Origin of the sequence: Leptospira kobayashii (assembly GCF_003114835.2) — a bacterium.
Lineage (GTDB): Bacteria > Spirochaetota > Leptospiria > Leptospirales > Leptospiraceae > Leptospira_A > Leptospira_A kobayashii.
In genome coordinates this window covers 2,709,814-2,723,419 of record NZ_AP025028.1, presented here as the reverse complement: position 1 = coordinate 2,723,419, position 13,606 = coordinate 2,709,814, and the positions used below count along the sequence as shown (strand labels likewise).

15 protein-coding genes are annotated in these 13,606 nt (G+C 40.6%); 11 read left to right on the top strand and 4 right to left on the bottom strand.

Going from position 1 to position 13,606, the window contains the following annotated elements:
* Positions 1-2: 2 nt before the first annotated feature.
* Together trxB and DI077_RS12265 are read right to left on the bottom strand one after the other, a co-directional pair.
* Complete coding sequence (gene trxB / locus DI077_RS12270; protein ID WP_109019110.1) at positions 3-944, bottom strand: thioredoxin-disulfide reductase; 942 nt, start codon at positions 942-944, stop codon at positions 3-5.
* Positions 945-1,008: 64 nt separating this feature from the next.
* The gene (locus DI077_RS12265) at positions 1,009-1,518 is read right to left on the bottom strand and encodes a tetratricopeptide repeat protein (protein WP_109019560.1); all 510 of its coding nucleotides are present in this window, start codon (positions 1,516-1,518) and stop codon (positions 1,009-1,011) included.
* A gap of 124 nt (positions 1,519-1,642) precedes the next feature.
* Here DI077_RS12265 and xerD point away from each other — a divergent pair, with 124 nt between their 5' ends.
* From xerD to hslU, 5 genes are all read left to right on the top strand, one after another.
* Positions 1,643-2,539 carry a site-specific tyrosine recombinase XerD gene (gene xerD / locus DI077_RS12260; protein WP_109019561.1) on the top strand — a complete coding sequence of 299 codons (897 nt, stop codon included), beginning with the start codon at positions 1,643-1,645 and terminating at the stop codon, positions 2,537-2,539.
* Entirely contained in the window at positions 2,539-2,973 is a 435-nt protein-coding gene (locus DI077_RS12255; protein ID WP_109019111.1) for an ATP-binding protein, read from the top strand. The genes xerD and DI077_RS12255 overlap by 1 nt, the downstream gene beginning before the upstream one ends.
* A gap of 172 nt (positions 2,974-3,145) precedes the next feature.
* Positions 3,146-3,367 carry a DUF167 domain-containing protein gene (locus tag DI077_RS12250; RefSeq protein ID WP_109019562.1) on the top strand — a complete coding sequence of 74 codons (222 nt, stop codon included), beginning with the start codon at positions 3,146-3,148 and terminating at the stop codon, positions 3,365-3,367.
* Positions 3,368-3,425: 58 nt separating this feature from the next.
* Positions 3,426-3,959, top strand: coding sequence for an ATP-dependent protease subunit HslV (hslV, locus tag DI077_RS12245; protein WP_109019112.1), 534 nt, complete (start codon positions 3,426-3,428; stop codon positions 3,957-3,959).
* Between the two features lie 7 nt (positions 3,960-3,966).
* Positions 3,967-5,394 carry an ATP-dependent protease ATPase subunit HslU gene (gene hslU / locus DI077_RS12240; RefSeq protein ID WP_109019113.1) on the top strand — a complete coding sequence of 476 codons (1,428 nt, stop codon included), beginning with the start codon at positions 3,967-3,969 and terminating at the stop codon, positions 5,392-5,394.
* 32 nt (positions 5,395-5,426) lie between these two features.
* Here hslU and DI077_RS12235 read toward each other — a convergent pair whose 3' ends face one another.
* Together DI077_RS12235 and DI077_RS12230 are read right to left on the bottom strand one after the other, a co-directional pair.
* Complete coding sequence (locus DI077_RS12235; protein ID WP_109019114.1) at positions 5,427-7,049, bottom strand: chorismate-binding protein; 1,623 nt, start codon at positions 7,047-7,049, stop codon at positions 5,427-5,429.
* Between the two features lie 242 nt (positions 7,050-7,291).
* Positions 7,292-8,128: a hypothetical protein gene (locus tag DI077_RS12230; RefSeq protein ID WP_109019115.1), complete on the bottom strand. Its 837-nt coding sequence runs from the start codon at positions 8,126-8,128 to the stop codon at positions 7,292-7,294.
* A gap of 78 nt (positions 8,129-8,206) precedes the next feature.
* On the opposite strand from DI077_RS12230, the gene DI077_RS12225 reads away from it, so the two are divergent.
* The 6 genes from DI077_RS12225 (at position 8,207) to DI077_RS12200 (ending at position 13,580) form a co-directional block, all read left to right on the top strand.
* Positions 8,207-8,455 (top strand): lipoyl domain-containing protein, encoded by a 249-nt coding sequence (locus tag DI077_RS12225; RefSeq protein WP_109019116.1) that lies wholly within the window; start codon positions 8,207-8,209, stop codon positions 8,453-8,455.
* Positions 8,452-9,327 carry a metallophosphoesterase family protein gene (locus DI077_RS12220; protein WP_109019117.1) on the top strand — a complete coding sequence of 292 codons (876 nt, stop codon included), beginning with the start codon at positions 8,452-8,454 and terminating at the stop codon, positions 9,325-9,327. The genes DI077_RS12225 and DI077_RS12220 overlap by 4 nt, the downstream gene beginning before the upstream one ends.
* A 33-nt stretch (positions 9,328-9,360) precedes the next feature.
* The gene (locus DI077_RS12215) at positions 9,361-10,413 is read left to right on the top strand and encodes an Mrp/NBP35 family ATP-binding protein (protein WP_109019118.1); all 1,053 of its coding nucleotides are present in this window, start codon (positions 9,361-9,363) and stop codon (positions 10,411-10,413) included.
* 50 nt (positions 10,414-10,463) lie between these two features.
* Positions 10,464-11,159 carry a hypothetical protein gene (locus DI077_RS12210; protein ID WP_109019119.1) on the top strand — a complete coding sequence of 232 codons (696 nt, stop codon included), beginning with the start codon at positions 10,464-10,466 and terminating at the stop codon, positions 11,157-11,159.
* A 110-nt stretch (positions 11,160-11,269) separates the two neighbouring features.
* Positions 11,270-11,638 carry a peptide chain release factor family protein gene (locus DI077_RS12205; RefSeq protein ID WP_423241746.1) on the top strand — a complete coding sequence of 123 codons (369 nt, stop codon included), beginning with the start codon at positions 11,270-11,272 and terminating at the stop codon, positions 11,636-11,638.
* Between the two features lie 13 nt (positions 11,639-11,651).
* Complete coding sequence (locus DI077_RS12200) at positions 11,652-13,580, top strand: PP2C family protein-serine/threonine phosphatase (RefSeq protein ID WP_109019121.1); 1,929 nt, start codon at positions 11,652-11,654, stop codon at positions 13,578-13,580.
* Positions 13,581-13,606: the final 26 nt, after the last annotated feature.

Sequence of the window (13,606 nt, the reverse complement as noted above, 5' to 3'; positions counted from 1 at the left end):
TTTTAGTGACCTTCCAACCATTTCTCCGCTTCCAATGCCGCCATACAACCGCTACCTGCCGCAGTGATCGCCTGTCTGTAGGTTTTGTCCTGTACATCTCCCGCAGCAAAAACACCTTCTATATTCGTCTGAGTCGTTCCCGGTTTTGTAATGATATATCCCGTTTCGTCCAAGTTCAATTGACCTTGGAATACTTGTGTGTTGGGAACATGTCCAATCGCGTAGAAAAGTCCGCCCACTTGCAAATCGGTCACAGCTTTGTTGACCGTGTCTTCCAGTGTAATAGCTGTTAGGCCATTGTTTGCACCCTTCGCTTCAACGATGGTTTTATTCCAAAGGATTTCGATTTTCGGGTGGGAGAGTGCTCGTTTTTGCATGATTTGCGAGGCACGAAGCTGATCCCTTCTATGAACCAAATAAACCTTGGAAGCAAATTTGGTCAGATGGTTTGCCTCTTCCACTGCAGAGTCCCCGCCGCCGATCACAGCAAGTTCTTTGCCACGGTAAATGGGAAGTGCTCCGTCACAAACGGCACAAGCAGAGATTCCTCTTTGCCAAAATAGGTCTTCTCCTTTTACATGCATACGTTTGGCAGTGGCCCCTGTGGCGATGATAACTGACTCCGCTTCGATTTTTTCATCATCAGACCAAAGCACGAAAGGACGTTTGGAAAAATCCACTTTGGTGATGGTTTGTGTGTGGATGGTGGTTCCGTATTTTGTGGATTGTTTTCGAAAAAGTTGTGTGAGTTCGGTTCCGTCGATCCCGTCAGGAAAACCTGGGAAATTTTCCACTTCCGTTGTGGTTGTCAATTGTCCGCCTGCGGCAACTCCACCCGCCATAAAGCCTTCATACATAACCGGACTCAGATTGGCTCTCGCCGCGTAAATAGCAGCAGTGTGTCCTGCCGGTCCCGATCCAATAATAACGACTTTATGTGCCATGTTGTTCTCCAATTTAAAATGATTCTAATTCTTAGACGCTTAAACCGTAAATCGTAAAAAAATCTCAGATTTTGGCCTCGCAGGCCCGCACCCAGGGAGCGTAATAAGGATCCCCGGAAAGGGGGCTTATCTCCAGGAGCTTAAGATAATCTTTTTGTTTGTAGTTTCTTGTCAAACAAAGGTAGGTGGATTCAAAAAAATCCACGATTTCCTTTTTTCCTTCAAAGCGCATTTCTTCCAGGATCTGTAAGGCTTCCTTTTCATAGCCCGTCGTGAGAAGTAAGCGGAATAGTTCCCTTTGGATTTCAGGGTCGTCTTTGTGGGTTTTGTAATATTTTTCCAAATAGAATAGGGATGTGGCGACCGACCGGGGGGACTCGGCGAGGAGCAGTCCCATTCTTTTGAGGACAGGTTCGTAATCCGGATTTTCCCGGAGAGATTGTTCGTAAAAATAAAGCGCTTTTGTCTTTTCTCCCTGAGCTTCCCAGGATTTGCCTTCTTGGAATAGGGCCTTTTCCTTTCCTCCGCAGGAGGCAACTAACAAAGCGATAAGTGCAATTTGGAAAAATTTCATAAAAACGATGACCCTTTCTCCTTTTTTCTCGTAAGTAGCTAATGTGGCAAAAAAAATAATAAGTCTCTTTAGCATTTTTGTCCGACCCTTTAAGTAACTTAAGAGAGTCACAATGGGTTCCAAATTGCCAAGTTCTCAAAATCAGCTATTGCAAACATTCCAAGAATACCTTTCCGTTGAAAAAGGGTTAAGCGATAATTCGATCTATTCCTACGGTTATGATCTCAATAAATTTGCGATCTTTCTGGAAAAACAACATATCAATTTTCTAGAAGTAAAAGCCAACGATATTATGCGCTTTTTGGAAGAAGAGAGAGAACGTAAAATCTCTGCTAAAACCTTGGCACGTGAAGTGGTTGCTATCAGGCAGTTTTATAAATACCTTCGTGATGAAAAACGACTGGATTCGAACCCGACGGAGAAAATCGAAACTCCGGAAGTGGCGAGAACCATTCCTGATTATCTGACTCAATCAGAGATTGATGAACTTTTCAGAAACATAAAAGAAGACAATCTTTATGAATTGAGAGACAAATGCATTTTTGAACTTTTATACTCTTCCGGGCTTCGTATTTCGGAAGCGTGTAACCTTCGCATAGGCGATGTCGATATGGACAATATGGCGATCACTGTGGAAGGCAAAGGCGGAAGGCAAAGGCTTGTTCCTTTTGGTGAAAAATCTTTGGAGATCCTGAAAAAGTATCTGCAGGAAAGCCGCCCTGAAATCTTAAAAAAACGGGTTTGCGAATTCGTATTTGTTTCCAAAAAAGGATCATATATCAACCGTAAGTCGGTTTGGAGACTTTTGAATCATTATATCAAAAGAACAAAGATCAAAAAGAAAGTCACTCCGCATACTCTCAGACATTCTTTTGCAACTCATCTTTTGGAAAACCATGCAGATTTGAAATCTGTACAAGAGCTTCTTGGTCATATTGATATTTCTACAACTCAGATTTATACTCATATGGCGAATAAAACTCTTAAGGAAGTCCATAAGAAGTTTCATCCGCGTGGTTGATGGCTTCCAATTCTCCTAAAAAGGCGGACTATGGAAAACTAGTCCGCTTACAAATACCTTCTCATCCCCGATACATTTCCTATACCCGCAATTATTTTTTTAACCTAGCCTTGGATCATGGTTTCACTCTTTATGAAGCGGTGGATTTAAAACTGATTCTAGGTGAAGCCATCAGTAATGTCATTAAACACGCGTACGCCGGTCATACGGACAAACCGATTTTTATAGATTTTTTGTTCGAAAGGGAAAAGGTTCAGGTAAAAATCCGGGACTACGGAATCAAAACAAAATCCAGAGATTTGAAAAGTTCGGATCTAAGCGACTATCGGGAATCCGGAATCGGATTGTTTCTGATCAAACAACTTACGGATTATTATTTTCTGGACGAGTCCTTCGAAGTCGGAAATCAAATCGTTTTGATCAAAAAGAAGTAAAAAGGCGAACTTATTTTCTAAAAATTATTCAAATTCGGGAAAGGATTTGTCTTTTGCCCCAAACAATGGTAAAGGGAAATCATTGGGCGGCGGGTGGTTTTCCCCACCCAGTCTCAATAGGGCGGGGATAGTATACCTTCGATTCCTGCTCAACCTTCCCGACCGACTAACCATGATCCTAATCATTCACGCCAAACCGAATTCCAAAAAACCGGGAATTGAAAAACTCACCGAAACGGAATGGGTTGTTCGCATCAAATCTCTGCCGGTAGAAGGCAAAGCCAACGAGGAGTTGATTCGAAGGATCGCAGAGGAACTGGATACTTCTCCCTCAAAGGTGCAAATCCTCCAAGGGGGGACGGGAAAGAAAAAGAAAATTCTCGTAGATATCTAGAAAGAATCCGGATCCATTTTCCTCGACAATCTTCGTCACTTAAAGATTATATCCTTATATGGAAGCCATACATGCGACCACGATATTGAGTGTCCGAAAGGACGGAAAAGTAGCCATGGGCGGAGACGGCCAGGTTTCAATGGGCCAAACCGTGATGAAACACACTGCACGTAAAGTGCGGAGATTGCATGGTGGAAAAGTGCTCGCAGGATTTGCGGGATCTGCGGCAGATGCGTTCACTTTATTCGAGTTATTTGAAAAAAAACTAGGAGAACATGGCGGATCTGTTTCCCGTGCAGCGGTGGAGCTCGCCCGGGAATGGAGAATGGATCGAATGCTTCGCCGCTTGGAAGCTTTGTTGATCGTATGCGATGCCACCGAATCCTTTTTGATTTCAGGAACAGGAGATGTGATTTCTCCCGATGACGGAGTTCTTGCTATCGGTTCGGGTGGAAATTACGCACTGTCCGCCGCACGCGCATTATCCGAAAACACTTCTTTTAGCCCGTCGGAAATCATCCAAAAAGCAATGAAGATCACTGCAGATATTTGCATTTATACTAACCATAATTTGGTGCTCGAAGAGTTATAGGAGAATGATGGAACCGAAAGAAATTTTAGCGGAAGTTGTTCCTAATCCTGAAGAGGAAAGTTTTAATTTTGATTTAACACCTAAAGAAATTGTTACTCGTTTGGATGAATACATTGTAGGGCAGTCGAAAGCAAAAAGAGCGGTTGCTGTCGCGCTTCGCAATCGGTCCCGACGCAGAAAACTTCCGGAAGAATTAAGAGAAGAAGTTTATCCTAAAAATATCATTATGATCGGACCGACAGGAGTCGGAAAAACCGAAATAGCTCGCCGTTTATCGAAGTTATGTGGCGCACCTTTTTTGAAAATCGAAGCTACCAAATATACGGAAGTCGGTTACGTTGGTAGAGATGTGGAATCCATGATTCGTGACCTGGCGACAATCTCTCTCAACCTGGTTAAAAATGAATTTAGAGACAGGGTGAAAGAGAAAGCATTCGAAAAAGCGGAAGAAACCATTCTGGATATCATTCTTCCTCCTATTTTTTATAAAAAAGAAGAGGAACTCACCTTGGAAGAAAAAGAACGTTTCGCAAGTTACAAACTTTCTCGCGAAAAGTTCAGAGAAAAACTCCGGGCAGGAAAACTGGATGACCAGGAAATCGAAATCGATATTCCAAAGCCTTCTGCACCTGCAGGCATTCCCATGTTACAGGTATTTGGTGCCGGAAATATGGAGGAAATGGACAATCAGCTTCAAAATATCTTAGGTGATCTGATGCCTAAAAAACAAGGCAAAAGAAAGATCAAGATCTCCGAGGCAAAAAAACTGGTCAGCGAATCCGAAGCCGAAAAATTAATCGATTCGGAAAAGATGCAATCGGAAGCAGTGCGTCGCGCCGAAGAAATGGGAATTATCTTTTTGGATGAAATCGACAAGATCGCAGGAAGGGAAGGAAGACAAGGAGCTGATGTATCCAGAGAAGGAGTGCAAAGGGATCTACTTCCTATCGTGGAAGGATCTACAGTATCTACAAAAATCGGTCCATTGAGAACGGATCATATTTTGTTTATCGCTGCCGGGGCATTTCATATGTCCAAACCATCCGATTTGATTCCTGAGTTACAGGGACGTTTTCCGATTCGTGTTGAGTTGGATACTTTGTCCAGAGAGGATTTTGTAAAAATTCTTTCTACTCCGAAGTCTTCTCTCACCAAACAATACGAAGCCTTACTTGCAACGGAAGGAGTTCAATTGTCTTTTACCGAAGATGGAATCCATGAAATTGCGAATCTTGCTTTTGAAATGAATGAAAAAAACGAAAACATCGGTGCTCGTCGACTGAATACGATCATGGAAAAGTTACTCGAAGAAACCAGTTTTGAAGCACCCGACCTTGCGGAAGATAAAAAGAAAATCGAAGTGAACCGGAATTTTGTAGAGTCCATTCTGAAAGGAATCATCGAAGACAAAGATCTGAGCAGATATATTTTATAAATCTGCTTACATCTTTATTCAATTCGTTCGAATCATTCCCAAGGCCTGATTTTTACCCGTTCCAGTCCTCTGAGTGAGTTTCCTGCGAGCACATAATCGGAGTTAATCAGGTCGTTCGGAAAACAATCGGTTTCTTTCACCCAACCTTTGGAAATCAATTTTTCCCTAAGAGTTCCGGCAAGTCCCCCCGATCGAAGTGTCGGGGTAAACCACTGATTTTCTTTCCGGAAAAATAGATTTCTTACACATGTTTCCGATACAGTTCCGTCTTCTGCTAATAGAATCGCATCTTCACATCCGAATTCCTGCGCTTCCTTAAGCGATTCCGAATAAAAATCCCTAATCGTTGTTTTGTGATAAAAAAACGGATCGGAACTTGGAATTTTCTTTGTTGCCCAGGTTAAACTGATTTTCCTTCTCTTATCCGTTCTAGTATAAGCATAAGTTTCAGCTTTAAATTCTCCTTTCGCATTCAAAAGGAGTCTCACCCGCAAAAGTCCCGAAGCGACATGAGACAATGAGTCCAAGGATTCCCGCGCCTTTACAGGATCAAACGGATATCCGAAACGGGATGCAGACCGTGCCATTCGATTCAAATGCAAATTCAAAAACCGAAATCTTCCGTTGAAAAATCTAATCGTTTCCAGAATTTCAAAATCGGGAATACTTTCCTTTGTCAAAAAGGATAATTTGGATTGGCACTCTTCGTATTCGGTTTCCGGGTCAGACAGCACAGTGATCCCACTTCCAATAGAGTAACTACCGTTATATCCATTTTGTTCTTTTTTTAATTGCACCGTTCGGATTGACACATTCGCAAGTGATTCCAAATTGCCTTCCGTATTTTCCAAACTAAACAAGGAACCGGTATAAATCCCTCTTTCCCTTTTTTCTATATCTTTGATGATTTCCAGCGAACGTATTTTAGGTGCTCCGCTTACGGAACCCGACGGAAAGAGGGTTGTTATCATTTCGGAAAAGGAAATTTCGGGAAGTAGTTCCGATTCTATTTCGGAAGTCATTTGCCATACCGAATCAAGTGCTTCCGTTTCAAATAGAGAAGGTACTTCTACGGTTCCTATTTTTGAGATTTTTCCCAGATCATTTCGAAAGAGATCGGTAATCATCACGTTTTCCGCTCTTTCTTTTTCAGAGGTTTGCAATTGATTTCTAAGATTCAGATCTTCTTCATAGCTGATTCCCCGTTTGGCAGTGCCTTTCATCGGCTTTGTTGTGATTTTGCCGCGACTGACTGACCAAAACAATTCTGGAGAAAGGCTTAGTATGATATCTTCACCTAGCGGAAAGTATACGGAATATTTTGTTTTCTGTTTTCTTTTTAGTTTTTGAAAGAATAAAAAAGGATCGCTATTCAGTTTGAAGTTTGTTTCAAAACTGATATTGAGCTCGTAACTGTTTCCTTCTTGCAGATGATCTTGTGCATTTTTGATTTGGGAAAGATAAGTCTCTTTGGAAATGGGTTGTGAGAGTTCTTCGATCCCTCCTGTGCCTAAAAAAGGCAAATTCGGAGTTTGATAGGAAATCTTTTTTTTGGAACCGAAAACCTGAATAGAGAGTAAAATCGCACCACTCGATATATCTTTTGTTAAATGGTGTAAACTCGGTTCTAAAAAATATCCGGCTTCAAAAAACAAAGCACCGGTTACAAATAGATTTTCTTTGGAATAATTTTCGGCTGTTTGGGTTGCTTTCAGTAACTCGGAACGTATAAAATCAGGATCGGGATTTGAATTAGTAATTTGAATTTGTGCAACCGGATTTTGATACCAATCCGTGTTTGTAAATCCGGGAGAGGAGAGGCAGTCTTCAAAAAGAACTCCCCCCTCCTTCCTGTATTCGTTTAGAAACTCTTGCCAGGAGAGTAATTTATTCGTAGTTAAAACTCCATTTTTTGCAATGCTTCGATCGGATAACTCAAATAAACGGAAGTGGCATGTTTACTGGTTTGGATGCTAAAACATTCCAACGGATCCAATCCCAAATTGTAAAAACCTTCATCCACCATCGCGATTCCGAATCCTGCACTTTCTTTTTCATCTAAAAAGTCGGGACGAAAGAACTCGGCGGATTTTCCTTCTTTGGCAAGCTCGGCATGCAACTGTCTGCTTTTTTGAATTCTGGACAAATCCATTCCCATAATCGGTGAATCATTCCTGATTCGGATATAAAGTTCGGTTTCCCTTATTTCAATTTTCATAGAAATCTTGAGATTGTATTTTTTGGATTTTTCACGAACGAGTTCCAGAAATTCCTGATCTTGCGGAGACAGGTTGATTTTTTTCGTTCTTTTTTTATCCTGCAGAGTCAGAATCTTTTGAACATTTTTTTTGATCTTGTCCGGGACAATGTAACGTTGCATAGCATCGCGTAAAGGTTCCGTTTCAAGAATCGTATCCAATAATTCTTCTGCTTCCTGTTCGGGAGTTTGGCCGGATGATTGCAATTTTGATAAAAGCTCGTCCTTGAAAATCACAAAACGAGTGTTACCTTTTACCGCATTTAGAAGCGCTTCCATTAGTCCGCTGAATAAATGAAAAGAGGTCAAAGGGTTGGCCCCGATTTTATCTAAGATCCTTTGGACTACTTCGTTTACTACATCTCTGGTTGATTTGGTTAGACCCTTTAATTCGAAATGAAAATGGTCTCTTGTTAAGATAGAATCAAGGTTTTCTATGATTTCTTGACCCTTATATTTGATTTTCTCGTTTCCCATAAGGCTCATCAGAACTTTTATGTTAAAAAACTAGGGAAAGTGGTATTTGTAAACCAGTTTTCCTAGAGAAGAGGGTTTATGAGTGATAAAGATTTTTTTCTTAAAACTCCCGATTTAGGTGATACGGAAAAAATAGAACTCATTCAATGGTTATGTAATCAGGGTGATCAAGTTTCCAAAGGACAAGAGTTGATTGAATTGGTTACGGACAAAGCAGCCTTCCCCGTTGAATCTCCTTATGCCGGGCTTTTGAAAGAAGTTCGAGTGAAGGCGGGTTCTGTAGTGAAAAAAGGGGAAATACTCGGAGTTCTTGAAATTATAGAATGAAAATCGTTCATATCTCGGATCTACATTTTCCGACTAAGATTCCTTTTTTCTCGTTAAGAGGAAAATCCATCATAGGATATTTGAATTACGCCGCGCGTAGGCAAAAAAAATATCCGCCTCTTTTGATCGAAACTTTAATTCAAACCATTAAAAAATTAGAATACGATGCATTGGTAATATCCGGAGATTTAACAAACGTATCCCATCCTGCTGAGTTTCCCCAAGCCAAAGAGTGGTTGAAACCGATCTTAGACGATCGTACTTTTATCATTCCCGGCAATCATGATCGTTACAAGACCGAATCCGTACAACCTGTACTCTTATTCGAAAAGGAATTTTTACCGTTTTTAGGTGAAGAAGCTTCGAAAACGAATTATTTGAGAAAAAAGGAAATAGGTGGATTTACTTTGGTTGGCTGGGATTCCAACCGACCCCTCCCTGTCGCAAAAGCAAACGGAGTTGTAAAACCTGAAATCATCTCCGAAACAAATTCGATTGTAAACAAACCTTATATACTGGTTTGTCATCATCCTCTTTGGAATCCCAAATTCCAAGAGGAATCAAGCGGCCATAAGATGGTAAACCGAAAGGAAGTTGCATCGCTTTTGAAAGAAAAACCTCCCGTTTTGTATCTTCACGGGCATACTCATACGAATTGGATCAAAAGGCCCGGGGAAAAAGCTCCGTTTTACATTATTAATTCGGCATCTAGTACCCGTTTATCGGATTCGAAGCATATTTCCGGATTTCATATCATAGATCTGGAAAAAAACGGAAACGCGACTTTTCGGAGATTCGGTTATCATACGGAAACAAATCAATTTTTAGAAAGCCCACTTCTTATTTACGATGAAGAAGATGGTGTGATTTAATCGTTAGCAATTTAATTGGATTAGGAAAAACAAATGGCAAATTCTAAAGCGGATCTTTCCGCAGTGCAAAGACAACTGATGCAAGTAAAACATCCTGAACTCAAGAAGGATATCGTTAGTTTGGGAATGGTTGCAAAAGTGGATAATGGTGAAGAAGGAATTGATATCCTGATCAAAACACCAAACAACGACAGGCGATTGCAAATCGGTTTGGAAGCGCAAGCGAGACAGCTGATATCCAAAATCGAAGGAATCGGAAAAGTAAAAATCAAATTCGAAGTGGATCAATCCATGAAGATGGAAGACGGAAACAAAATCTTCGGTGTCAAAAAAGTCATCGCAGTAGGTTCCGGAAAAGGGGGGGTAGGTAAGTCTACCGTAACTGCAAATCTTGCTGCTGCCTTACTTAAAACTGGCAAGAAAGTGGGCATTTTGGATGCGGATATTTACGGTCCTTCTTTGGGTAAAATGTTCGGAGTGAACGGTCGCGTTGCATTGAAATCGGAAGAAGACAAAATTTATCCTTTGGAAAAACACGGTTTGAAATTGATTTCTTTCGCTTTTTTAGTAGCCGATGACCAACCAGTTGTTTGGCGGGGGCCTATGCTTGGAAAAGCCGTTGAACAGTTCTTATATGATGTTGTTTGGGGAGAATTGGACTACCTACTCATCGACTTACCTCCCGGTACGGGAGATGTTCAATTATCCTTAGCTCAGCTCATAGATTTGGACGGGGCTATCATCGTGACTACTCCCCAGGAAGTGGCGGTGCTCGATGCGGGAAGAGCTGCGGCCATGTTCAAACAGGTAAAAGTTCCGATACTCGGAATCGTAGAGAATATGTCCGGGTTTGCTTGCCCTTCTTGCGGTCATGTAACGGACCTATTTTCCAAAGGGGGAGGGGGGAAGTTGGCCGCCCAATTATCCGTTCCTCAGTTAGGCCAGGTTCCACTCACCGTCGAGGTAATGAAATCCGGTGAATCGGGAATTCCGGCCGTTTTGGGCGATGGAAATAAAGCATTAATTGAGTCCTATTCTAACATAGTGAAGAATCTAGAAAGTCAATTAGCCCTCTGGGAAGATTAAAAATCACTTGTTCCCTGGAGTGGTTCCAGCAGTCTAATTAAGGAATCATTATGAATTTTGAAAGAGGCTCAAAACCGAATCCGACCGGCAACCTGATTGCCTATTGTCATGTGTTTGGAGAAAACCCGATTGCTCCGGGAGGCAAAATCATTGCCTCCAATGTGGTTGTGAGTTTTCTAAAAATCGGAGACAATTACCCGGTTGTGACTTTTCCTCCTGTGGCACTTTCTTCCAAAGAGGAATTGTTAAAAATTCTAACTGAAAACATACATCTTTACGATGTGGTCCAATTGCCTGATTTTCAAATGCCTGATGATAAAGACCAATCCAATCAATACATTCAGGAAAGAATGGAACAGTTCAATTCGATGGTTATGCGTTATGTTGAATATTGTAAAGCCAAGGAAAAAAAACAGGCAACAGGCGAGAATGAAAAATTAGAAGGTTTCAGCCAACCTTTGGAAACTCTTGCCAATCTGTCTTTGGAATTCAGAAGTTCTTCCGGAATTGCAAAAGAAGCGACTCGTTTGAAGATGGATCGTATTGTTGATTATTTTCTGAACCATCACCCTCAGCTGGACATTGATAATTTTCAGAAAGCACTGGCGTTTCCCGGAAAACTAGGAGATGAACTAGTGAGTCTTTACATTCAAAAATTCAACGCGATTCAAATCGAGAATTATGAAGGTGCATCGGATTTACGCCGCAGGATTCTCGCCATTGAATCCATGTCTCCCCAAGCTTAAATAGAAAGAATTGTCAAAAATTTATTGACAATTCTTTTTTTCGGAATCATACTGTTATGCCCCTGTCTTTTCCTGTATCTGTTGAAAAAAATGAATCCTTGAGGAAAAGAATGTCCGCTTTGGACTTACTCGAATCGGATTTGGAAGAGTCCTTTATCAAGTCCGGCGGTAAAGGCGGACAGAATGTAAATAAAGTTTCTACAGCAGTTTATTTATTACATAAACCGACCGGGACGGATGTGAAGTGTTCCGTATACCGAACTCAAGGACTAAACCGTTATAAGGCGAGAGTATTACTTTGCGAAAAAATTGAAATTTTAAATCATCCCAAATCGTCTTCTAAGGAAACGGAACGCTTAAAAATAATTAAACGGAAAAAAGATAAGCTGCGTAAAACAAAGAAGTTAAAAATAGCAGATTTAAAAAACAAAGAATTTGCGGATTCGATTCAGAACGATCATCTCACTTTAGAAGAATGAAAGGGAAGATTACATGAACTTTATAACTTTCTTTAAAAAAGAGAACCTATATTTTCTTGGATTTATTTTTGTTTTGTTGTCTTGTCATCCTCTTGAGAAAACAAGAATCATCGAAGATTGGCGTTTCGGTTGGGAAATGCGTTGGTTGGAGATGGAAGAAATCGATCGTTTTTCCGTCTCGGAGGAGAATCAATCAAAATCCTATCTACCCTATCGGATTCCCTATATATCCATCACACAACCGCATAACAAAATACTTGTGGCAAGACGTAAATGGGAGAAACTTCAGGGAATCGAATCGCCTTCTCTTTTTTTGAGAGGAGGAGTTAGGTTACTTGGTATTTTCTCGGGAAATCAGTTGGTAGCCAGGCAGTTTTATTTTTCTTCGGAAGGAACCGAAACGGAAGGTAAAAAGAAATTGGAATTCGATCCCAATTTTTTCCCGATTGTACATTTGCCTAAGGAAAATGCGGGAGAATACATATATGTGTTATTTCTATCCGAACGAAATTTTCCCATAGGATTCAATGAAACTCCGGTTTATTCCGATCTGATTTCTAATCATAAGATGATGACGAATAGAAATCAATCTTTCGCCGGGCTTGGTTTTTTCTTTATATCTCTCGGCGTTTTTTCGAGTTACTTGTATTGGAGAAGAAAAAAAAGAGCGATCGTCGGTTTTACCATATTTTCCGTGTTATCTGGTCTTCACTTTATGTCACAGATCGGATTCTGGGGATTTTTCTGGTATGATTCCTTTGCCGTTGATTTTTATATTTTTATCATAACATTGTTTTCCATTCCTATTTCCGGATTGTATTTCTTCGATAAACTGTTCGGTATTGGGCGGTGGAATATAATACGAATGATGTGGCAGTTCCATCTTTTGTTCAGTATCGTTATTTTGACTTTGGCTTTTTTTGATGTGATTCCTTTTGCGCTTGCTTTGATTACATTTGCATGGGTGACATTGCCGTCTTTGGTTTTGCAAGTATTGATTTCCTGGGGAGAAATTGCCGCAGGCAAACCGAAGGCATGGATATTGGCTTTGGGTAGTGTGTTTTTACTGATATTCAACGGTCATGATATTTTGGTCGCTATGAATGTATTACAATCCATTACAAAATTAGCACCTTGGGGTTTTTTCCTATTTGTCGTTTTATTGTCATTATACGGAGAAAATTTATTCAGAGATTCCGAAGTTAAGTTCGTATCTTTGCAAAAAGAGATTGTAACGGCCGCTAGAATTCAAAATGCGATTTTACCACCCAGTCCCCCTAAATGGGAAAATATAAATATATCCGTTTATTATCAGCCGTCTCAGGAAGTAGGCGGGGACTTTTACGATTTTCAGGCATTGGGGAATAAAAAATACGGATTACTGATTGCCGATGTCGTTGGGCATGGGTTAGGTGCCTCGATCGTTGCGTCTTTATCGAAATTTTCCTTTTTTCAGAATCATAATTATTGGGAAAACCCTTCTTTTTTGCTTTCATCGATGAACGATGATTTGGTGAAAAGATCGCAAGGTCGTTTTACCACAGCTTCTTATTTTTATTTGGATCGGGAAAGAAAACGATTTATCGTTGCGAGTGCCGGCCATCCTTCTTTTTTTCATTTGGCCAAAAAAGACGGATCTATCAATGAAATCAAACCGAAAGGAAAACCTTTGGGAATACTCGAAAATCTTACCTTCGTTGAAGAAGAATACAATTTCGAGCCGGGAGATCGTTTTTTATTTTATACGGACGGTTTGACGGAAGAGACCGGCAAAGGTGAGGAAGAGTTTGGAATCCAAAATTTGAAAATCCTATTCAATCAATTTTCAAATCTCCTCCCTGACTTAGCTGTTGCTAAAATGGTCGCGGAGTTTAAATCCACTATGAAATTGCAAGGTCTTCCGCATGATGATATCACTTTGATTGTTTTGGAAGTTTGCTGATTTTTGCGCCAAAGGCGATGTTTTTT

Bases quoted from the DNA above. Each gene is read 5' to 3' on its own strand.
- hslV (WP_109019112.1), top strand. From the start codon at position 3,426: ATGGAAGCCATACATGCGACCACGATATTGAGTGTCCGAAAGGACGGA.
- DI077_RS12225 (WP_109019116.1), top strand. From the start codon at position 8,207: ATGAGTGATAAAGATTTTTTTCTTAAAACTCCCGATTTAGGTGATACG.
- DI077_RS12210 (WP_109019119.1), top strand. From the start codon at position 10,464: ATGAATTTTGAAAGAGGCTCAAAACCGAATCCGACCGGCAACCTGATT.
- DI077_RS12250 (WP_109019562.1), top strand. From the start codon at position 3,146: ATGATCCTAATCATTCACGCCAAACCGAATTCCAAAAAACCGGGAATT.
- DI077_RS12265 (WP_109019560.1), bottom strand. From the start codon at position 1,518: ATGAAATTTTTCCAAATTGCACTTATCGCTTTGTTAGTTGCCTCCTGC.
- DI077_RS12230 (WP_109019115.1), bottom strand. From the start codon at position 8,128: ATGGGAAACGAGAAAATCAAATATAAGGGTCAAGAAATCATAGAAAAC.
- trxB (WP_109019110.1), bottom strand. From the start codon at position 944: ATGGCACATAAAGTCGTTATTATTGGATCGGGACCGGCAGGACACACT.
- DI077_RS12215 (WP_109019118.1), top strand. From the start codon at position 9,361: ATGGCAAATTCTAAAGCGGATCTTTCCGCAGTGCAAAGACAACTGATG.
- hslU (WP_109019113.1), top strand. From the start codon at position 3,967: ATGGAACCGAAAGAAATTTTAGCGGAAGTTGTTCCTAATCCTGAAGAG.
- DI077_RS12220 (WP_109019117.1), top strand. From the start codon at position 8,452: ATGAAAATCGTTCATATCTCGGATCTACATTTTCCGACTAAGATTCCT.
- DI077_RS12255 (WP_109019111.1), top strand. From the start codon at position 2,539: ATGGCTTCCAATTCTCCTAAAAAGGCGGACTATGGAAAACTAGTCCGC.
- DI077_RS12200 (WP_109019121.1), top strand. From the start codon at position 11,652: ATGAACTTTATAACTTTCTTTAAAAAAGAGAACCTATATTTTCTTGGA.
- DI077_RS12205 (WP_423241746.1), top strand. From the start codon at position 11,270: ATGTCCGCTTTGGACTTACTCGAATCGGATTTGGAAGAGTCCTTTATC.